The sequence below is a fragment of the Acinetobacter kyonggiensis genome (assembly GCF_900107285.1).
In the GTDB taxonomy this organism is placed as follows: domain Bacteria; phylum Pseudomonadota; class Gammaproteobacteria; order Pseudomonadales; family Moraxellaceae; genus Acinetobacter; species Acinetobacter kyonggiensis.
Map to the genome: position 1 here is coordinate 22854 of NZ_FNPK01000007.1, position 21948 is coordinate 44801.

16 protein-coding genes are annotated in these 21948 nt (G+C 41.9%); 13 read left to right on the forward strand and 3 right to left on the reverse strand.

Features of this window, described 5'->3' with window-relative positions:
• The first annotated feature begins 52 nt into the window (after window positions 1-52).
• Together BLV99_RS07280 and BLV99_RS07285 are read left to right on the forward strand one after the other, a co-directional pair.
• Window positions 53-2737, forward strand: a complete 2685-nt coding sequence (locus BLV99_RS07280; protein ID WP_092689251.1) for a sensor histidine kinase — start codon at window positions 53-55, stop codon at window positions 2735-2737.
• A gap of 6 nt (window positions 2738-2743) precedes the next feature.
• A complete protein-coding gene (locus BLV99_RS07285) occupies window positions 2744-3478 on the forward strand; it encodes a response regulator (RefSeq protein WP_092689462.1) in 735 nt (244 codons plus the stop codon).
• Between the two features lie 151 nt (window positions 3479-3629).
• On the opposite strand, the gene BLV99_RS07290 is transcribed toward BLV99_RS07285, so the two are convergent.
• Complete coding sequence (locus tag BLV99_RS07290; RefSeq protein WP_004648109.1) at window positions 3630-4052, reverse strand: Lrp/AsnC family transcriptional regulator; 423 nt, start codon at window positions 4050-4052, stop codon at window positions 3630-3632.
• 209 nt (window positions 4053-4261) lie between these two features.
• Between BLV99_RS07290 and BLV99_RS07295 the strand changes: the two genes are divergently transcribed.
• From BLV99_RS07295 to BLV99_RS07325, 7 genes are all read left to right on the forward strand, one after another.
• Complete coding sequence (locus BLV99_RS07295) at window positions 4262-5533, forward strand: Glu/Leu/Phe/Val family dehydrogenase (RefSeq protein ID WP_092689465.1); 1272 nt, start codon at window positions 4262-4264, stop codon at window positions 5531-5533.
• A 73-nt stretch (window positions 5534-5606) separates the two neighbouring features.
• Window positions 5607-6827, forward strand: a complete 1221-nt coding sequence (locus BLV99_RS07300; protein ID WP_092689253.1) for an aspartate aminotransferase family protein — start codon at window positions 5607-5609, stop codon at window positions 6825-6827.
• A 10-nt stretch (window positions 6828-6837) separates the two neighbouring features.
• Entirely contained in the window at window positions 6838-7866 is a 1029-nt protein-coding gene (astA, locus tag BLV99_RS07305) for an arginine N-succinyltransferase (protein ID WP_086184809.1), read from the forward strand.
• Between the two features lie 2 nt (window positions 7867-7868).
• The gene (gene astD / locus BLV99_RS07310; protein WP_092689256.1) at window positions 7869-9338 is read left to right on the forward strand and encodes a succinylglutamate-semialdehyde dehydrogenase; all 1470 of its coding nucleotides are present in this window, start codon (window positions 7869-7871) and stop codon (window positions 9336-9338) included.
• Between the two features lie 21 nt (window positions 9339-9359).
• Window positions 9360-10700 (forward strand): N-succinylarginine dihydrolase, encoded by a 1341-nt coding sequence (gene astB, locus BLV99_RS07315; RefSeq protein WP_092689259.1) that lies wholly within the window; start codon window positions 9360-9362, stop codon window positions 10698-10700.
• 23 nt (window positions 10701-10723) lie between these two features.
• Complete coding sequence (gene astE, locus BLV99_RS07320; protein WP_092689262.1) at window positions 10724-11698, forward strand: succinylglutamate desuccinylase; 975 nt, start codon at window positions 10724-10726, stop codon at window positions 11696-11698.
• A gap of 416 nt (window positions 11699-12114) precedes the next feature.
• On the forward strand, window positions 12115-13614 hold the full coding sequence (locus BLV99_RS07325; protein WP_092689265.1) for an amino acid permease: 1500 nt from the start codon (window positions 12115-12117) through the stop codon (window positions 13612-13614).
• Between the two features lie 296 nt (window positions 13615-13910).
• Here the strand turns inward: BLV99_RS07325 and gorA are convergent, their stop codons facing one another.
• Window positions 13911-15263, reverse strand: coding sequence for a glutathione-disulfide reductase (gene gorA / locus BLV99_RS07330; protein WP_092689268.1), 1353 nt, complete (start codon window positions 15261-15263; stop codon window positions 13911-13913).
• Between the two features lie 301 nt (window positions 15264-15564).
• A complete protein-coding gene (locus tag BLV99_RS18205; RefSeq protein WP_167356312.1) occupies window positions 15565-15726 on the reverse strand; it encodes a hypothetical protein in 162 nt (53 codons plus the stop codon).
• Between the two features lie 510 nt (window positions 15727-16236).
• Between BLV99_RS18205 and BLV99_RS07335 the strand changes: the two genes are divergently transcribed.
• From BLV99_RS07335 to BLV99_RS07350, 4 genes are all read left to right on the forward strand, one after another.
• The gene (locus BLV99_RS07335; protein WP_092689271.1) at window positions 16237-18030 is read left to right on the forward strand and encodes a sigma-54-dependent Fis family transcriptional regulator; all 1794 of its coding nucleotides are present in this window, start codon (window positions 16237-16239) and stop codon (window positions 18028-18030) included.
• Between the two features lie 282 nt (window positions 18031-18312).
• A complete protein-coding gene (locus BLV99_RS07340) occupies window positions 18313-19194 on the forward strand; it encodes a transporter (protein ID WP_092689275.1) in 882 nt (293 codons plus the stop codon).
• Window positions 19195-19294: 100 nt separating this feature from the next.
• Window positions 19295-20749: a benzaldehyde dehydrogenase gene (locus BLV99_RS07345; protein ID WP_092689277.1), complete on the forward strand. Its 1455-nt coding sequence runs from the start codon at window positions 19295-19297 to the stop codon at window positions 20747-20749.
• A 33-nt stretch (window positions 20750-20782) separates the two neighbouring features.
• Complete coding sequence (locus BLV99_RS07350; protein ID WP_092689280.1) at window positions 20783-21898, forward strand: NAD(P)-dependent alcohol dehydrogenase; 1116 nt, start codon at window positions 20783-20785, stop codon at window positions 21896-21898.
• The last annotated feature ends 50 nt before the right edge of the window (window positions 21899-21948 follow it).

Below are 21948 nucleotides of genomic sequence, written 5' to 3' on the forward strand. Positions count from 1 at the left end.
CATTAAACTATACTGGTTAAGTTGAATGGTTTTATTAATTAAAGATTAATCTATGACTGAAAATAGAAATAATAAAGTAGATGTTTTATTGCAACATGCCAAGCGCTATCAATCGGGGCGTTTAACCATCTTTTTAGGTGCTGCTCCGGGGGTCGGAAAAACCTATGCCATGCTGGTTCGAGCACGTGATTTATTTCAGCAAGGGCAAAATATTGTTATTGCTTATATCGAGACACATGGTCGTGCGGAAACCGAAGGTTTAATAGAAGGTTTACCCTGCATTCCCCGAAAAAAAATGCACTATCAAGGGCATCAACTTGAGGAAATGGATTTAGATGCTGTTTTAGAACAGAAAGCACAAATTGTTTTGGTCGATGAATTTGCCCATACCAATATGCCCGGCAGTCGGCATGAAAAACGTTGGCAAGACATTAATGAACTGCTTGATGCTGGCATAGATGTTTTTACCACCATGAATATTCAGCATTTGGAAAGCTTGAATGATGTGGTCTATCAAATTACAGGGATTCGGGTGAAAGAAACCGTACCTGATCGAGTGTTTGAACGTATTCGAGATATTCGCTTAATTGACTTGCCTGTTAATGAATTATTAGAGCGTTTAAATCAGGGCAAAGTGTATATTCCCGAGCAAGTTCAACATGCGCTACAGGGTTTTTTTAATAGTTCAAATTTAACCGCTTTACGTGAACTGGCCATGCAAACAGTTGCCAGTCATGTCGATAGCGATGTGCGTGAAAATTTTGCCTTGCAAGGGCTGACCCCGATTCCGCTCAAAAATCATTTGCTGATTATGATTAATGGTTTAGGACAATCAGAAGCTTTGGTACGGGCAGGATGCCGTCTTGCTGAAAACCGTTTAGCCACTTGGACGGTGGTTGCTTTTATGGATGATCAGTATCAGCAGCAAAAAGATAATCCACAGACCCATCAAACAGATGCACAAAGCAGGGAAATAGAACGGGCTTTGAATTTATGTCGGCAACTTGGTGGGATGACCGAAATTTTATACGGTCAGCAACATGCCAAAATACTGTCAGAATTTGCGCTTGAACGGGGTATTTCAACTTTGGTGCTGGCGCAGGCACAATCTAAAAAATATAGCTTCAACTATAAATCCAATTTAATTGCGCAGATTTTAAAACATCATCCGCATTTTGAGCTGAGTATTGTTCCGATTCAATCGAAACAAAAACCACTGCATCCTGTTACTCAAATCCGTTTATTTCTCAGCGTTAAAGAATCAATATTGGTTTTGTTCACCACAATTGTCAGTATTATCATGGCAAGTTTGGGGGAGAGATATCTAGGGATTGAAGAACTTTCCGTCATTTTTATTACTGCTGTTGTGTTTGTTGCATCTAAAACCCGCATGATTGCAGCCGCATGCTCAGCGATTATTTTCTTCCTTGCGTATAATTTTTTCTTTATTGCACCTAAATATACCTTCCAGATTTCGGCACATCAGGGGGTGATTACCGTTGTGGCATTTTTAGCTGCGGCACTGATTGCAAGTCGTTTGGCATCTCGTTTACGTGAGCAAGTGACCGCATTAAAAGCAGCCAATAGCTATAACAGCATTATGCAGGATTTAGGACAGAAGTTATCGACTGCTGTAAATAGTGAACAGGTCAATGAAATTGCAACACAAAGTTTAGAAAAAAATCTTACAGCAGATGTTCTACTCTATTGTCCTTACCAAGACTTGATGGGTAATGATCATGCTGACTCGGCACTTTCAGATAAAGAGAAAATATCGGCAGAATGGAGCATTTCTAATCAGCAACCTTCGGGGCGTTTTACCCAGACTTTGACAGAAAATGAATGGTGGTTTTTACCGCTTTTGGCATCGAAACAATGTTTGGGTGTGGTTGGCTTGAAGTTTACCCATGATATGCAAATGCTGAGTGTTGAACAAAAGCGTTTAGCGGAAACCATGATTGAATATATTGCGCAGACCATTTCACGAACCCAACTGAGCAAAGACTTGGAAATTGCCAATGTGACGTCTGAAACTGAAAAGCTACGTTCAGCCTTGTTATCTTCCGTATCGCATGATTTACGTTCACCTTTAGCTTCAATGATTGGAGCCGCAGAGACGCTAAGTCATTATCGACACGCGATGGATGAGGCAGATCAAGACAGTCTACTAGAGGCGATTCATTTGGAAGGTGAACGCTTAGATCGTTATATCCAAAATTTATTGGATATGACTCGTTTAGGACATGAAGGCTTAAGTTTGAAACGGGACTGGATTGGAATTGATGAATTGGTTGGGTCAGCCGTGCGTCGTTTAAACCGATATTTACCGAAAGTTCAGGTACGCATTAGCATGCCTGAAGAAGTGGTGAGTTTATTTGTACATGCTGCTTTAATTGAACAAGCTATTTTTAATGTCTTGGAAAATGCAGCGAAGTTTTCACCTGAAGATGAAGCCGTTGAAATTGAAGTTAAAAAGGTGAATGATGAGCAGGTACAAATTGCGATAAGTGATCAGGGTTTAGGGATACCTGAAGATGAACGTAATCGTATTTTTGATATGTTCTATACCATGCAACGTGGCGATCGTGGACAATACGGCACTGGTTTGGGATTGACCATTGTAAAAGCCATTATTGGGGCACATATGGGACAGATTTCAGCCACTGAAGCAAAAAATCAGCGCGGAACCTGTATTCGCATTGTATTGCCGATACAACATGGCATAAATGAGAAATGAATGAAAATGAATGATTTAAATATTCCAAGCAATGCCGTGAATGTATTAATCATTGATGATGAACCACAAATCCGTAAGTTTTTGGATATTGCTTTACGTGCGCAAGGCTATAAAACATTTTTGGCAGAAACTGGCCAGAGGGGACTGGAAATACTTGCCTTACAAGGTGCCGATTTGGTCATTTTGGATTTGGGTCTACCTGATTTAGATGGGCAAGAGGTTTTAACAGAGCTTCGAGTTTGGTCACAAGTCCCAGTGATTATACTTTCAGTACGTGCGGATGAGACTGAAAAAGTTGCCTTGTTGGATGCTGGGGCGAATGATTATGTGACCAAGCCTTTTAGTGTACAAGAGTTGATGGCGCGTATACGGGTCATGCTGAGGAATCAGGTTGTACAACCAACAGAATCCGCTATGTTTGATGATGGGGTATTAAAAATTGATTTTGCCCAGCGACAGGTGTTTTTATCCAACACGCTATTATCTTTAACCCGTAAAGAGTTTCAACTCTTGATGTTACTTGCTCAACATCGTGGGCAATTGATTACCCAACCCCAAATTTTAAAAGAGTTATGGGGGCCGACACATCAGCACGATACGCATTATTTACGTATTTTAGTGGCGAAATTGCGAAGTAAATTACAGGATGATGCCATTCATCCTCAATATATTGCGACGGAACCCGGTGTGGGGTTAAGATTTTTAGGTAAAGAGGCTTCTGCTGTATCAGTAAAAGAATAACCATGTTGCGTTGTCACGGCATTATCTTGAAGCATAGATGGAATGTATCAGATGAAGAATAAAAGGCAAACCTGACTCGAGATGATCAGGTCTGCTATGCACAATGCGCTAAGGCTTAATTTTTATTTCATTATTTTTATTGAATCAGAATTTATGCTTTATAGGTGGACAATAAAATACTGGTTTCGGTGTTATAAATTCCTGATATATTTCGTATTCTTTCTAATATTTTATCAAAACTTTCTAAGCTATCTGACTCTAATTCTACCAGTAGATCCCACTTGCCATTGGTCGTATGTAAAGTCTGTACTGCCGAATCTAGGCGTAATGCTTTAACAACAGCACGGGTTTGGGTGCCTTCGACCATAATATTCATCCAAGCCCGAATGGTATTTTGGTTGGCACTGGGCTTAATGCGGATGGTATAGCCCATGATGATGCCATTCATTTCCATATATTCAATTCGTTTTTGAACGGTGGCGCGTGAAACACGAATTTTATTGGCTAAATCGGTAATCGACATTCGGGCATTGTCACGCAGTAAACCAAGGATTTGGCTGTCGGTATCATTCATTTTGATTTTGTCACTTAGCAAATTGATAAAATTTATTTCATTTTAATTAAAATAACAACTTTTTTGAGTCAATTTGATTTTTCATACTATGTCTATGGACGCATACATGACATTTGGAAGCTTGTCTGGATAGATAAAGACCATGTTGTATGGTGTCACCTGTTTTTTTAATGGATTTGATCAAACGAATTTTACAAGGGAAAATATCTATGTCTTTGTCGTATGAAATGGAAAATAGCCGAGCATGGCAGACTTATCTTGCGCAGATTAATCAGGTTACTCCTTATTTAGAAGAAGATTTAATTCCTTTTGTGAATACGTTAAAGCGACCAAAACGTGCGCTTATCGTAGATGTGCCGATTGTGATGGATGATGGCTCTATTCAGCATTTTGAAGGCTACCGTGTTCAACACAATCTATCGCGTGGCCCGGGTAAAGGCGGGATTCGCTATCATCCAGATGTTGAGCTGAATGAAGTTATGGCATTGGCTGCTTGGATGACCATCAAGACCGCAGTACTGAATTTACCTTATGGTGGTGCCAAAGGTGGAGTCCGCGTCGATCCACGTAAATTGTCTCCTCGTGAGTTAGAGCGTTTGACGCGTCGCTTTACCAGCGAAATTAGCCCGATTATTGGCCCACAAACTGATATTCCAGCACCGGATGTAGGCACCAATGCTAGCATTATGGGTTGGATGATGGATACCTATTCCAGCATTAAAGGTCATACCGTAACTGGCGTAGTGACGGGTAAGCCTGTGCATTTAGGCGGGTCATTGGGTCGTGTTCGTGCGACAGGTCGTGGCGTGTTTGTGACGGGCTTAGAAGTTGCCAAAAAAATAAATTTGTCAATTGAAGGCAGCCGTGTGGCGATTCAAGGCTTTGGTAATGTCGGCAGTGAAGCGGCTTACTTATTCCATAAAGCCAATGCCAAAGTGGTTTGTGTACAAGACCATACAGGCACGATCTATAGCGAGCAAGGTTTAGATGTTAAACAGTTGCAGAATCATGTAGCACAGCATCAAGGTGTCGCAGGCTTCCCAGAAGCAAGCATGATTGATGATCAAGAATTTTGGACTATCGAGATGGATATCCTAATTCCTGCTGCTTTGGAAGGTCAGATTACCGCAGAACGTGCGCAAAATCTTACTGCGAAACTGATCTTGGAAGGTGCCAACGGCCCAACTTATCCAGAAGCTGAAGAGATTTTATTACAGCGTCAGATCAGTATTGTACCCGATGTATTGTGCAACGCTGGCGGGGTAACGGTCAGTTACTTCGAATGGGTACAGGACATGGCGAGCTATTTCTGGACGGAAGATGAAATTAATCAACGTTTGGACAAGCTCATGATGTCAGCGGTTGAAGATGTTTGGAGTAAAGCGCAGGAAAAACAATGCAGCTTGCGTACCGCAGCTTACATTTTGGCATGTGAACGCATCTTGAAAGCACGTAAAGAACGCGGAATTTTCCCGGGCTAATCGTCGCTTCGCCACTGTTAACCATTTAGTTTAAGTAAAAATAAAGCCTTATTTATGTAAGGAAGAGGATCTTATGAGCCAAAATATTCATCCGAATCGCCAAGACTTCAATCAGTATATGGTCCCTGTTTTTGCACCTGCACAATTTATTCCTGTACGAGGCGAAGGTTCTCGTCTGTGGGATCAGGCAGGTAAAGAATACATCGATTTTGCTGGTGGTATTGCCGTTAATGCTTTGGGGCATGCACATCCTGTAGCGGTTAAAGCCTTGGTTGAACAAGGGCAAAAGCTTTGGCATATTGGCAATGGCTATACCAATGAACCAGTTTTGAATTTGGCAAAACAATTGGTCGAAAGTACCTTTGCCGATAAAGTCTTTTTCTGTAATTCAGGTGCAGAAGCCAATGAAGCGGCATTGAAATTAGCGCGTAAGGTGGGCTTGCTTTCAGGTTCTGCCAATAAAAATAAAATTATCGCTTTTCAAAATGCCTTTCATGGTCGCACATTATTTACTGTGACTGCGGGTGGTCAGCCAAAATATTCACAGGATTTTGCACCACTACCTGAAGGTATCCAGCACCTGCCATTTAATGATTTAGATGCTGCACGCGCTGCCATTGACGCAGAAACTTGCGCAGTGATTGTCGAGCCGATTCAGGGCGAAGGTGGTGTGATTACAGCAACGCCTGAGTTCTTGAAAGGCTTGCGTGAACTGTGTGATCAACATGGCGCTGTACTGATTTTTGATGAAGTGCAAACAGGTGTGGGCCGTACAGGTTCATTGTATGCCTACATGAATACTGAAGTGACACCAGACATTTTAACCACAGCGAAGGCATTAGGCGGTGGTTTCCCCATTGGCGCGATGATTGCTACAGACAAATACGCCAATATGTTTGTGGTGGGTGATCACGGTACGACTTATGGCGGTAACCCGCTGGCGTCTGCGGTGGCAAGTGCGGTATTTGAGTTTATTAATACCCCTGAAGTTTTGAATGGTGTACGTACTCGTGCACAGATTTTTGCCGAAGGCTTAAATGAGCTGAATGCACGCTATGGCCTGTTTGAAGAAATCCGAGGTCAAGGCTTATTAATTGGCTGCGTACTTAAAGCTGAATATGCAGGCAAGGCCAAAGACATTGTTACCCTTGCGGGTCAGGAAGGCTTGTTGGCTTTGGTGGCTGGCCCGAATGTCGTGCGCTTTACACCGTCATTAATCATTGCTGAAGAGCAGATTAAAGAAGGCTTACAGCGCTTTGACCGTGCTTTAGCGCGTTTCGTTAACGAGAAATAGGCTTCTCGCTATGATGATTGTTAGACATGCAGAGCATAAAGACCTCGACGATATCTATATTTTGGCAGGGAAGTCAGGCATTGGCCTGACCTCTCTTCCGCAAAATAAAGAAATTTTGTCTGCCCGTATTTTACGCACCCAAAATACCTTGCAAGGCCAAGCTGCCCAAAGTGAACAGGGCTATCTTTTTGTCTTGGAAGATACCGAATTACAACGTGTGGTGGGGGTCAGCGCAATAGAGGTTTCTGTCGGTCTGACTGAGCCGTTTTATAATTATCACGTGGGCAAGCAAGTACATGCATCACAAGCGCTGAATGTCTATCAGACATTGAATACGCTGTTTCTAAGCAATGACCATACGGGTTGCAGCGAACTATGCACTTTATTTCTTGACCCTGATTTCCGCAAAAATCAGAACGGCAAATTTTTGTCCAAAATCCGCTTCCTGTTTATGGCGGCTTTTCAGGACTGCTTTAAAAATACGCTGATTGCTGAAATGCGTGGTTACTCAGATGAAAATGGGCGTTCGCCATTCTGGGATGCGCTAGGTCATCATTTCTTTGATATGGACTTTGCCACCGCAGACTATTTAAGCGGCATTGGCCAGAAAGTCTTTATTGCAGAACTGATGCCGCGTTTTCCAGTGTATATCGACCTGCTTCCTTCCGCTGCACAGCAAGTGATTGCGCAAGTGCATCCACAGACTTTGCCCGCAGCGCATGTGTTGGAAACTGAAGGGCTACGCTATCAGGGCTATGTCGATATTTTTGATGCTGGCCCGACACTGGAAGCTGAAATTAAAGATTTGCGCGCTGTTCAGAACAGCCACGTCTGTAAGGTGAAGGTGGTGCCTGAAGTACCAGAAGGAACCATCCGCTATCTGGTTGCCAATGACTGCTATCAGCATTACCGCGCCATTCTTGTCAGCAATCAGGCAGATCACGCAAGCTTACCTTTAACTGTCGCACAGGCCGAGGCCTTGGGTGTACAGGCTGGGCAGTGCGTTCGTCTGCTGCCTTTAGATATCATGGAGAAATAATAATGTCACAAGGAAATTTATATATTAACGGAGCATGGTTTCCTGCGCATGGCGCAGTATGGAACAAGCTTGATCCGGTGACTCAACAACCAATTTGGCAAGGTGCTGAAGCAACTGCGGACGAAGTCGCACAGGCTTGTCAGTCTGCACGTAACGCTTTTGCAGCATGGGCACGTCGTCCTTTGGCAGAACGCCTTGAAATTATTCAACGCTTTGCCACTTTATTGGAACAGAACAAACAGCAGTTAGCGACGGTGATTAGTCGTGAAACCAGCAAACCACTTTGGGAAACGCTCACTGAAGTTCAGGCGATGATGGGTAAAGTAGCGATTTCAATTCGTGCTTATCATGAGCGTACTGGGGAAAGCCTGACTGAAATGGCGGATGGGGCTGCATCATTGCGCCACCGCCCACATGGCGTATTGGCTGTATTTGGGCCGTACAATTTTCCGGGTCATTTACCCAATGGTCATATTGTTCCTGCCTTGATCGCAGGCAATACCGTGGTGTTTAAGCCGAGTGAGTTGACACCGTGGACGGCAGAAGAAACCGTGAAGTTATGGCAAGCCGCGGGCTTACCTGATGGTGTGTTGAACTTGGTTCAAGGTGGGCGTAGCACAGGCGAAGCCTTGGCACAATCAAGTGAAATTGATGGCTTATTGTTTACGGGCAGCGCCAATACTGGCTATCACTTACACCAGCAGTTGGCAGGTGCGCCTGAAAAGATTTTGGCCCTTGAAATGGGTGGCAATAACGCGCTGATTATCGATGAAATTACCGATATTGATGCTGTAGTGAATTTGACCATTCAATCGGCTTTTGTTTCTGCGGGACAGCGTTGTACTTGTGCACGCCGTTTAATTATTAAAAACGGTACAGAAGGCGATGCCTTTATCCAGCGTTTGCTTGAAGTGACGCGAGATCTAGTGGTCGGTCAATGGGATGCACAGCCGCAACCTTTCATGGGCGGTGTGATTTCCTTAACTGCTGCGCAACAAATTTTGCAAGCACAGCAGCGTCTGATTGATTTAGGTGCAACCCCGTTATTGTCAGTGACGCAGCCAGATGCGAATAGCAGTCTATTAAGCGCTGGAATTCTTGAAGTGACCGGTGTCAGCAATGTGCCTGATGAAGAATACTTTGGACCACTGAGCTGTATTTACCGCTATGACAGCTTTGATGAAGCACTGAAGATTGCCAACGCAACACGTTTTGGTTTGTCTATTGGCTTAGTTTCTCCAGATCGTGACTTGTTTGAGCGTTTGTTGATTGAAGCACGCGCAGGCATTGTCAACTGGAACAAACCCTTAACTGGCGCTTCAAGTGCAGCACCTTTTGGTGGCGTTGGTGCATCGGGTAACCATCGTGCAAGTGCCTTCTATGCGGCAGATTATTGTGCATGGCCAATGGCATCGCTTGAAAGTGATCAGGTGAATTTACCTGAGAAATTATCGCCAGGCATTGTGCTGTAGTTCAAGGATAGGGAGTTTAAAATGTCAGGCTATGAAATTAATTTTGATGGTTTAGTTGGGCCGACGCATCATTATGCGGGATTGTCATTCGGGAACGAAGCATCGACTAAAAACCGAAATAATGTTTCCAATCCAAAACTTGCTGCCAAGCAAGGCCTTTTAAAAATGAAGGCTTTGTCGGATATGGGCTTGAAGCAAGGCGTATTTGCACCGCAAGAACGTCCACATGTCCCGACTTTACGTAAGTTAGGCTTTCGCGGTGATGATCACAGTGTGATTGAACAGGCGATGCGTACCTCTCCTGCGTTGTTGTCTGCACTGAGTTCAGCGTCATGTATGTGGACAGCAAATGCGGCAACGGTTTCTCCTTCGGCAGACAGTGCGGATGGACGTGTACATTTTACTGCGGCCAATTTGAATAACAAATTCCATCGTTCGATTGAACATGAAACCACGTCACGTGTTATGGCTGCGATGTTTAATGATGAACGTTATTTTGCTCATCATGCTGCACTGCCACCTGTCTCATTATTTGGTGACGAAGGTGCTGCCAATCATAACCGTTTAGGCGGTGCTTATGATCAAGCCAGCGTACAAGTGTTTGTTTATGGGCAGCAATTTTTGGGTGGCGGTATTGGCCCGAAACATTATCCTGCGCGTCAGTCGCTTGAAGCCAGTGAAGCCGTTGCACGCCTACACCAGCTTAATCCTGCACAAACTGTATTTGTACAGCAGCATCCCGATGTGATTGACCAAGGTGTCTTCCACAATGATGTGATTGCGGTGAGCAACCAACAGGTCTTATTCCATCACCAGCAAGCCTTTTTAAATCAGACCGAAGCATTGTCTGAAATCCGCCAAAAGATGGCGCATTTAGAACAGGACTTTATTTCGATAGAAGTGCCTGAGCAGCGTGTCTCGGTGCAAGATGCAGTGAATACCTATTTGTTTAACAGTCAGTTGTTGACTCGTCCAGATGGCGGTATGAGCATCGTTGTACCAGAAGAATCGCGTCAAAATAAAGCGGTGTGGGACTATCTGAGTGACATGATCCAGATGGGTACACCGATTGATGACATTAAAGTCTTTGATTTGCGAGAAAGTATGCGCAATGGCGGTGGGCCAGCTTGTTTACGTCTGCGTGTTGCGGTAAATGAAGCAGAACTGCAAGCCATCAACCCGAATGTGTTGATGAATGACAATTTGTTCAATCGCTTAAATGTGTGGGTAGATCAACATTACCGTGATGCAATGACTCAGCAAGATTTGGCCGACCCAATGTTGCTGATCGAAAGCCGTACGGCATTGGATGAACTCACCCAAATCCTTGGATTGGGTTCAGTTTACCACTTCCAGCAATAGTTCAGCACACGAGTTGAAAGCGTATGATTGATTTCTTAGGTCTGGTTTTAGAAGCAAAACAACCCGCGTTATCGCGGGGAGTGCTAGACAGTTTTACATGGGAATGGCTGGCTGAAGGGGTTTTATCTTTGACCCCGAAACAGGCCTATGAAAAAGTTGTGGTGCTTTCAGCAGGTGTACATGGCAATGAAACTGCGCCAATCGAATTATTGGCACAGTTGAGTCAGGATATTTTTACGGGACAGCTGGAGCTGAAAGTTCGTTTACTGTTGATCTTAGGCAATCCTGAAGCGATTCGTTCAGGTCAACGCTATATTGAAAATGACATGAATCGCATGTTTTGCGGTGTGCAGCAGCAATTTGTGGCAACGACAGAAGCACAGCGCGTGGTAGAACTGGAGCAAATCGTGACAGATTTCTTCACGAATAGCCATGCGCAAGCGCAGCTTTACCATTATGACCTGCATACGGCTATTCGCCCATCATTGCTGCCAACCTTTGCTTTATTTCCGTATCAAACTCATGCCTATGATGCTGCGTTGCTTGCCAGCCTGAATGCGGCGGAGCTTGATGCTGTTGTGTATCACAATGCCGTAGGAAAAACCTTCACACATTTCACCAGTTCAAAATTTCAGGCGGCAAGTGCCACCTTGGAACTGGGACATGCCAAGCCTTTTGGTCAAAATGATTTATCGGCATTCTCTGCCATCGATCAGGTGTTGCGGACTGTACTGAGCGCACAAGATTTGCCAATGCGTAAGAAAAAGGCGATGCAAACCTTTCAGGTCGCGGATTCCATCATTAAAACGGAAGATGATTTTCAGCTTAATGTTACAGATTCCGCACCTAATTTTTCAGTGTTCCAGTCTGGTGCAGTGATTGCCACACAGCAGGGTAAACCTTATGTCGTGGCGCAGCAGCAGATCTGGATTTTATTTCCCAATCCTCAGGTGAAAAAAGGTCTCAGGGCAGGCCTCATTTTAACTGAAGTCAATTAATTTATTTTTAAGTGTCATATTTTAAAATGGTGAAATTATAGTTTTAGGCTGCATAGTTTTGGTTAACTTTTTAAATGGAATTAAATATATGGATATTGTTAACAATATAAATTTAATATATTCACGCGAAGATGATTCTTATATTAATCTTCAGCGGGAAGGTTTATATCGTGTTTTATTTAAGCTCATGTTTTTTAATAGAAAATAATTTTATTTTAGCATGTATGTTGCATCTTGCGACAATTATATCAGGCAACTCTAGATTTTAAGGATATGGAATCTTGTGCCTGAATAATATGCAGAATAAGTGTATTAAAAATATGTGTGGCTGAATATTGGATTGCAAAAAATCAATGATTGATTTCTGCGTAATCCCATATTTACAACCTGATGTGTTGTAAATTGGAGTAATAAACATGATGAATGGCAACAAGAACAATCGATCAAATGAAGCGCTGGAAGGTGATTTGCTGGGCGGGCATCATTATGAGTCGGTTGAAGAAGAAAAATTAGAGCGGTCACTAACGAACCGTCATATTCAGATGATCGCCATTGGCGGCGCCATTGGCACGGGTCTATTTATGGGATCGGGCAAGACACTGGCTGTGTCGGGCACCTCGATTATTTTGACCTATTTAATTATTGGCTTTTTCTTCTTCTTCGTCATGCGCGCGATGGGAGAGCTTCTGCTTTCCAATACCAACTATAAGTCTTTTGCTGATTTTGCCACGGCTTATTTAGGGCCTTGGGCAGGCTTTTTCTTAGGCTGGTCATATTGGCTAAGCTGGATTGTGACTGCAATTGCGGATGTGATTGTGATAGGTGGCTATGCCCAGTTCTGGTATCCCGATTTACCCGCATGGATACCGGCTTTTAGCTCTATTGTTATTTTAACCTTGCTGAATTTTGTTGCGGTGAAATTGTTTGGTGAAGTCGAATTCTGGTTTGCCCTGATTAAGATTCTCGCGATTATCTTGCTTCTGATGGTGGGGATTTATTTGGTTACCGTTGGTTTTGTCTCTCCAGATGGTGTTAAGGCTTCTTTGGCACATGTTGTAGATCGGCAATCCATGTTTCCCTATGGTGTCAGTGGTTTCTTAGCGGGCTTCCAGATTGCTGTTTTTGCTTTTGTCGGTATTGAATTGGTTGGGACAACGGCAGCAGAAACCAAAGATCCGCATACGGCTTTACCACGTGCGATTAACTCTATTCCTTTACGAATTTTATTGTTCTACGTTGGCGCACTGGTATGTATTATTGCGGTCACGTCTTGGGCACATATTTCACCCGATAAAAGCCCGTTCGTAGAAATGTTTACCCTCATTGGCTTGCCTGCTGCGGCCAGTATTGTCAACTTTGTTGTGGCAACTTCAGCGATGTCTTCGGCAAACAGCGGCGTCTTTGCCACCAGTCGTATGTTATATGGTTTGGCGGTTGAAAAAGATGCACCTAAAAGCTTTGGTCGCTTGTCAAAAAGCAAAGTGCCTGTCATTAGTTTGTTGTTTTCGATGTTGTGTGTGGTGATTGGTACATCCATTTTATTTGTTGTACCGAATGTGATGACGGCCTTTATTATTATTTCGGCCTTTACCTCTATTTTGTGTATTTTCACCTTTGCGATGATTATTTTGTCTTATTTGGCATATCGCAAGAAAGCACCAGAATTACATCAACAATCTGCTTATAAAATGCCGGGTGGGGTCTTTATGGCGTGGATTACCTTGGCTTTTCTGATTTTTGTGGTTGCGATTTTGGCATTAGATCATGACACCATGATTTCTTTGGCTTTTTCACCTTTGTGGTTCATCGGACTCTTTATTGCTTATCGCTACAAGAGCAAAAAATACGTGCAACGTTCATGGATTTTGACCCATGGCAAACGTATAGAACCTGAGGAATTTCACGAGAATAACTAGGGTCTGTTGAGAATTAGCAAGCATCTGTTGACCTTTATTATTTAAAAATAGCGGGAAGTAAAATTCAATGACCAAACTGAATTTACTTCCCGCTTTGACTTGTACAATGCTGACTGATCATAGTCCCCATACAAATTTCATTAAATGTATAAAACTGTTAGGATAATCCATGATGCAAAAATTGCATCTGATGTAGGCGTTAAATTTGACTGAAGACAAAACCGAAATTGTTCGAAACCAATTAAAGTGCCTAGCATCCGCTATACGAGATCAGCCATATTATGATCCAAGATAAACTAACGCATGGTGACGAATTCTTCGGCTGAAGTAGGGTGTATGGCGACTGTATCGTCAAAGTCTTTTTTGGTGGCACCCATTTTCAGGGCGACGGCAAAACCTTGCAGGATTTCATCCATTCCATAACCAATACCATGAATACCAATAATTTTTTCCTCTGTGCCAGAGCAAATCAATTTCATTTTTGACACTTGTCGATGCTGCGTGACTGCCGTATACATGGAAGTAAAAGACGAGCTATAGACTTTAATTTGATCTTGACCAAATTCGGCAATCGCTTGTTCTTCGGTTAAACCAACAGTCCCAATAGGGGGATGACTAAACACAACTGTCGGTATATTTTCGTAATTTAGATATTCTTCAGATTTGCCATTGAACAAGCGCTCTGAAAGCTTGCGACCAGCAGCAACGGCAACAGGCGTTAATTCTGCTTTTCCAGTAATATCTCCTACCGCATAAAGACCGAATTGGGTGGTATTTTGAAATTGATCAACTTGAATGTAGCCTGAATCATTCAATTGAATATTGGTGCGCTCTAATTTAAGCGCTTTCGTATTGGGCTCTCTGCCTATTGCCCAGATCAGACAATCAATTATATGCTGCGTGCCATCCTCAAGCTGTAAAAGCAAAGACTGATCTTCGAGTTTGGACACTTTAACCGGAGTCGCTTGTGTGTGAACTTGAATGTGATCACTGCGCATACTTTCTAATAATGTTTCACCTAAAAACTGGTCTAGACTGCGTAATGGCAAATTTTTACGTATAAAAAGTTGAACATCGGAACCTAAAGAATTTAAAACACCCGCGAGTTCAACCGCGATATAACCTGAGCCAATAATTGCGGTACGTTTTGGTAGTTCTTGTAACTCAAAGAAACCATTTGAATCAATGCCGTGTTCTGCACCTTCAATATTCGGGCGCGAAGGCTGCGTTCCCGTGGCAATTAAAATATGCTCTGCTGTGAATATTTCACCGTTGACTTCAATTGTTTTATGATCAATAAATGTCGCGAAGCCATGAATAACATCGACCTGATTTTTGCTCAGACCAGATTGATAAGAGGCATGAATTCTTTGAATATAAGCTTGTCTATTTTCGACGAGCTTTTTCCAGTCGAAGCTTTTCAGTTCGCTATCAAAGCCATAATCAGAACCATATTTTTGAATGGCATCCGCAATTTGAGCAGAATACCACATGACTTTTTTAGGTACACAGCCGACATTGACACATGTCCCACCCAGATCACCCACTTCAATCAAAGCACATTTTTTGCCATAAGACGCAGCACGATTCACCGATGCAATTCCGCCACTCCCTCCACCAATTGCAATGTAGTCATAGTGTTTAGACATAAAGTACCTCGTTATATTTTCAAGTTATTTTATTTGAGATGGACGCTTGATTGTAAACGCTCAAAGTAGGAATAACAGAAGTTTAACATTGGCTAAATTTAAGTCATTGCAATGTTTTGTATCCATTTCTGCCACAAGTTGTTGTTTGTTTGAAGCTGAGGATTGACCAATATCTTGTAGCGAGTGATTTGTTTAGCTCACTTTTGTGCTAAAAAAATTTACAGGGAATAATGTAGGTTTTTATCGTATAAAAGACATGGTGAAATTTGGATATGATGAACTGTTGTAAATTTATAAAATCTTAATTTAAATATGAATGATCCGCTCCTACAGCGAATATCACGCCAATAATAAATATAGAGCAGTAGATAAAAAACCACAAAATTGCGCGTTTAAATGCTTTATCTGAAATAGAGCTATCGGCATATTGCGGTGCTTTTCTTGAATTTTGCTCATTGTTCATTGTCAAATCGCTATCAGTATTGAAGATAAAATGATTATGTAGCGTTTGACTTGAGAGCTGTAGATACAAAAAATGATTAAAAAAATATAACAAATTTTTGTGTTTTGATTCATCTGTTATTGTGATCTGGATATAAATATAACAACAGGCTGTTTGCCTCAGTCATTTTTGATTGATGCACGTTATTTAATACATGAATTTGCCTTATATAAAATCAGAGAGTCAAAATACATGGGTAAATGAAATCATTGCCAAGAATTTCAATATGTACTGATCCGCTAGAATGATGTTATAAAAATATGCTAGCTTTAGCTTATAGTGATCTTGAGTTGAGATTGTGATCTTTTAATAGACTTTATATAAAACAATATCTTATTGAGATTTATAGGGTCATTTGGGTTTATGGGCAAAGTTTAAGAACTGATTCTGATGGCGCTGTGTTGCATCATGATGTCTAATTTAGACCCAGCCCTGTATTATTTAAATAATGGATTCGTTTGGGATATGATCATGGATGGTTTATCTAAATTTTCTTGGCAGGATATCAAGCATAACTTTTATAACACTGGCGAGCTTCCAGAGTCTATTGAAAAAAATTCGCCTATTATTCAAGCATGGGAGCAATCTAAACAAGCAGGGCTGAGCCCATTTTTCAAAGTGACCTCTTTACAGGGCTTTCCTTTAGACAGCTTGTCATTAGAAGATCAAAATCTAGCCACGCTGACAGAAAAGGTTTTAGACGATATATGGCAACTATTTGGACAGCAAGATGTCAGTGTTTATTTAATTAATAACCATTCAAAAATTATTGCAGAAAAGCACAATTCTTCCTTAGGTGAAAAATATCATTTTTTACAGCCGGGTCGAATTATTGAACTGTCAACTTTTGGCGCAATTGCCCCCACGTGTAGTATCCGTTCCAAACAACCTATGGTAATGGTGGGGCATCAGCATTATCTGAATGAATTTGCCGATTATTCCTGTGCTTCAGTCCCTGTTTTTAATGGCTGTGGTGATGTATTGGGGGCTTTGAATGTTACTTCTACACGAGGTTTATTGGCAACCAATTGGTTAAGACATTTACTGTATCAAAGCTATGTTTTAGAAAATAAAATTATTTTATCCAAAATAACAACCAATCAGCGTGTTTTACATTTTCAGCACTCTAAAGATCTGTTACATAATACTTATGCTGGACTGATTGTGATTGATGAATTTGGGCAGATACTTAAAGTCAACCAAATGGCATTAAAGTTGTTAAATTGTACTATTGAGCATTTATTGAAGCAGAATATTTCGGACTTCTTTGTTGCAGAGCATTTTTTCCAACATCAGAGCGAAGCATCATTTTTTATACAAAGTCATGATCATGCTTTTTTCTATGCTTATCTAGAAACAATCGTTCAGAAGTCACAGGCTATTCATAAACAGATTCAAACTTCGACGGGTGTCGATAAAGCTTTTAAAGCACTTCAAGCGGATATTCCTGTATTAATCACCGGTGAAACAGGTACGGGCAAAGATTATTTTGCACAAAACTTACATCAAAAATTGAACTCAAATTTGCCCTTTATTTCAATTAATTGTGGCGCAATTCCAGAAAACTTACTTGAAGCTGAATTATTCGGTTATGAGAGCGGGGCATTTACCGGGGCAAAAAAACAGGGTGAAAAAGGGCTGATTGAATTAGCAGATCAGGGGATTTTATTTTTAGATGAAATTGGTGATTTACCCTTACATCTGCAAGTGAAAATCTTAAGAGTATTGCAAGATCAGCATTTTTACCGTGTCGGTGGGCGTAAGCCCATTAAGTCGTCATTTCGTTTGATTTGTGCAACCAATCAAAATTTAAAAAAAATGGTGGAACAACAATCATTCCGTAGTGATTTATATTATCGCATCCGAGGTTTTGAGGTTTATTTAGAGCCGTTACGCTTACGCGCAGACAAGCAATCTATTTTGCATTCCATTTTAACCAGTTTAGAGGTTTCCGATTGGACTGTTCAGGTTGAACAGCAGTTTAAGCAATATCCATGGCCGGGAAATATTCGTGAGTTGATTCATGTGCTTAAATTATCCACTGCATTTAAAGAAGGAACGTGTTTAGAACAACTCTGTTTACCCGAATCGCAGGTGTCCTCGCCCACATTAACTGAGGATAGTATTTTGCTTCAAGCTAATTTAGAAACGGTGACTAAGCGATTAATTCTTCAGGTCTTACAAGAAGAAAAGGGCAATATTGCGCGTACTGCCAAACGGCTCAACATTTCTAGAACAACGGTATATAAATATTTAGATAGCTAATTTTTAATTTTCGCATCATCAAAAAAGTGACTGTCTGTTTATTGGACAGTCACTTTTTTATTGTGTCCATTTTATGGACATGGGGGAGTTTTTATTTTTATAAGATATTGATTAATAATATTTAAATTATTGGCATGTAAACTGCAATTATTCTATTGCTCATACTCAATGAAGAAAGACTCTGGATGGTTTTTGGCAAAGGCTCAACGGATTTAACCGCCATTAAAAGTTCAAAAAAAGAGATGAGTCATTAAGGATAATTTGAATGAAAGGAAACATATTATGCATTTTAGGAATAAAAATGCGTTACTTCTCATACTGAGTGGTTTACTCGCACAACATAGTCATGCCATTGATGTGAATGCGGGAGATTATACGGCTTTACCGAGTGGAACCAATGTTGGGGTTTTTTATTATCAACATGGTGAAATGGATGGCTATTATCAAAATGGTGATAAAACCCGTGCCGAATCTACATCTGATATTGGGATTGCACGGTTTATTCATTACACCGATATCGCAGGCTTACGAGCGACCCCGCAAGTGGTTATTCCCTTTGGATCGGTGCGTAATACCCAAATTGCTGATGCGCATTTAAACAATGCATCGGCTTTTGCAGATCCCATCATTGCTTCCGCTTTTTGGTTCATCAATCAACCTGAACAAGGTGCTTCGGGTCGTTATCTTGCAGTTACTCCGTTTATTTATTTGCCGCTTGGGCAATACGATAAAAATGATGCCGTCAATTTGGGTGAAAACCGCTTTAAATATGATTTGCAATTGGCTTGGGTACAACCGCTTTATGGCAAATTAGGCTTTGAGTTTTATCAAGATGCAATTTGGTATGGCGACAATGATGAAGCGGGCAGTGGCAATCAGACGCTGTCTCAAGATACCAGTTATCAAACACAGGTCAATTTACGTTATGACCTGAATGCCAAGCAACGGATTGCCTTGGGTTATGCCGCAAATTATGGTGGCGATCAGTCCCTTGATGGCATCTCGCTTCAACAGAATATGGAAAAACAACAAGCTCGATTTGAGTTCCAGCAAATGATTAATTCAAGAACTCAATTGAGTGCGCAGTTGGTTTCAGACACTCAGGTCGAAAGCGGATTCAAGAAAGATTTAGGACTGAACTTCCGACTTTTTTACATTTTTTAATTCAAAGCATGGTGTATGACAACACATGAGTTGTTTCAGTTTTGCGACTATGAAATTTGAACAATAAATGAATTGTCTCACTAAATTTTAAGAGGTCATGATGTCTATATTAGCAAAAGAGATTTGGGATAAAAAACTATTTAATGGTTCATGGCAGCCAGCTCAAGCAACTTATAGCGTGGTTGAAGTGGCTACAGGTCAAGAACTAGGTGAAATTGGTTATGCCTCTGGAGCAGAGGTTGTAAGTGCTGCAAAAGAAGCGAAATTGGCACAAAAACAATGGTGGTCTTTGTCTTATCAAGAACGCCAAGCTGTATTTGAACGTGCAGCTACTTTACTCACAGAAAACCAAGCAGATGTCATTGCATGGCTGGTGAAAGAAAGTGGTTCTTTACAGCTCAAAGCCGGCTTTGAAGTCAGTATTTCGATTCAAGTGCTCAAGCATTGTATTGGTTTACCTGCGGCTGAACAGGGCACATTACTGCCGACACAAAATGGCAAATTAAGCATCGCCAAACGCGTACCTTTAGGTGTGGTTGGGGTCATTTCGCCATTTAATTTTCCACTGTATTTAGCTTTACGTGCCGTTGCACCTGCCTTGGCACTGGGCAATGCAGTGGTGCTTAAACCAGATGAACGGACGGCTGTTTGCAGCGGTTATGCGATTGCGCGTATTTTTGAACTTGCAGGACTTCCAAAAGGTCTTCTACATGTCTTACCGGGTGGGGCTGAAGTCGGGGAAGCACTTACTTTAGATAAAAATATTGCCAGTATTCAGTTTACTGGCTCAACGAATGTTGGGCGTATTGTGGGTGCCAATGCCGCAAAGACTTTAAAGAAAGTGTCGCTAGAGCTAGGCGGTAAAAACTCGCTGATTATTCTAGATGATGCCGATATTGAATTGGCTGCCGAAAATATTGCGTGGGGTGCATTTTTGCATTCAGGGCAGATTTGTATGACATCTGGCAAAATTCTGATTCATCAAAAAATTTATGAGCAAGTCAAACAGCGCGTGATTGAAAAAGTGAAGAACTTTGTCGTGGGTAATCCGTGTGAAAGTCAGGTCACCATTGGCCCTCTGATTAATGCCAAACAAGCGCAGCGTGTAGAAAAACTGGTCAATGCTGCGGTTGCAGAAGGGGCAACACTGGAAATTGGTGGACATGCCGATGGCGTCTTCTTTGAGCCGACGGTTCTTTCAGATGTGACGTCAAATAATTCAATTTTCAGTGAAGAAATTTTTGGCCCTGTTGCGGTGCTCATTCCTTTTAGCACAGATGAACAGGCGATTGAGTTAGCCAATGACGGTGATTATGGGCTTTCCGCAGGCATTATTACTTCGAATGTTGGACGAGGTATGCAGCTTGGTGCGCAGCTTAAAGTTGGTTTACTACACATCAATGACCAAACCGTAAATGATGAAACAGTCAATCCATTTGGTGGTTTCGGTGCATCAGGAAATGGAACGCGTATTGGTGGTCCTGCCAATGCAGATGAATTTACCCAATGGCAATGGATGACCGTACAGGCGCAAGCGCCACATTATCCTTTTTAATCAATTGAATCACTAATTACAGGAAGTAATCGTATGAACGAAATGAAAGACATTGTTGCCGCAGTGACGGCATGTAAAGGCGCAGACTTTGAATTGCAAGCGCTAAAAATACGTCAGCCTAAAGGCGATGAAGTACTGGTGAAAGTGGTTGCCACAGGCATGTGTCATACCGACTTAATTGTCCGTGATCAATATTATCCTGTACCACTGCCTGCTGTTCTTGGGCATGAGGGGGCGGGCATTATTGAGGCAATAGGGCCGAATGTCACTGACCTTCAAGTCGGCGATCATGTGGTTTTAACCTATGGTTATTGTGGTAAATGTACGCAATGTAATACAGGCAATCCGGCCTATTGTTCAGAGTTTTTTGGCCGCAACTTTAGTGGCGCTGACCTAGAAGGGCACAGTGCAATTTGTACACATGATCATGCTGTGGTACACGATCACTTTTTTGCTCAGTCTTCTTTTGCAACCCATGCTTTAAGCCGTGAAAATAATACGGTTAAAGTCACCAAAGATGTGCCGATTGAGTTGTTGGGGCCTTTAGGCTGTGGTATTCAAACAGGTGCTGGCGCATGTATCAATGCTTTAAAAGTAACACCAGCCAGTAGCTTTGTGACATGGGGCGCGGGTGCTGTTGGCTTAAGCGCATTGCTTGCGGCAAAAGTATGTGGTGCTTCAACCATTATCGCTGTCGACATTGTCGAATCTCGTTTAGAACTGGCAAAACAATTGGGTGCAACCCATGTCATCAATAGTAAAATGCAAGATCCTGTCGCAGTCATCAAAGAAATCACGGGTGGCGGAATTAACTTTGCCCTTGAGTCAACTGGACGACCTGAAATCTTAAAACAGGGTATTGATGCACTGGGTATTTTAGGCAAAATCGCGGTTGTTGGCGCACCACCTTTAGGGACAACGGCTCAGTTTGATGTGAATGATTTATTGTTGGGCGGAAAAACCATTCTTGGCGTGGTTGAAGGCAGTGGTTCACCGAAGAAATTTATTCCAGAGTCAGTCACGCTATATCAACAAGGTAAATTTCCGTTTGATCAGCTGGTAAAGTTCTATGCTTTTGATGACATCAATCAAGCCGCTATAGACAGCCAAAAAGGGATTACCCTTAAACCGATTATTAAGATTGGCTGATTTTTGATGACCTGATCATCTCGATGTGATCAGGTCATTTCATTTTTAAA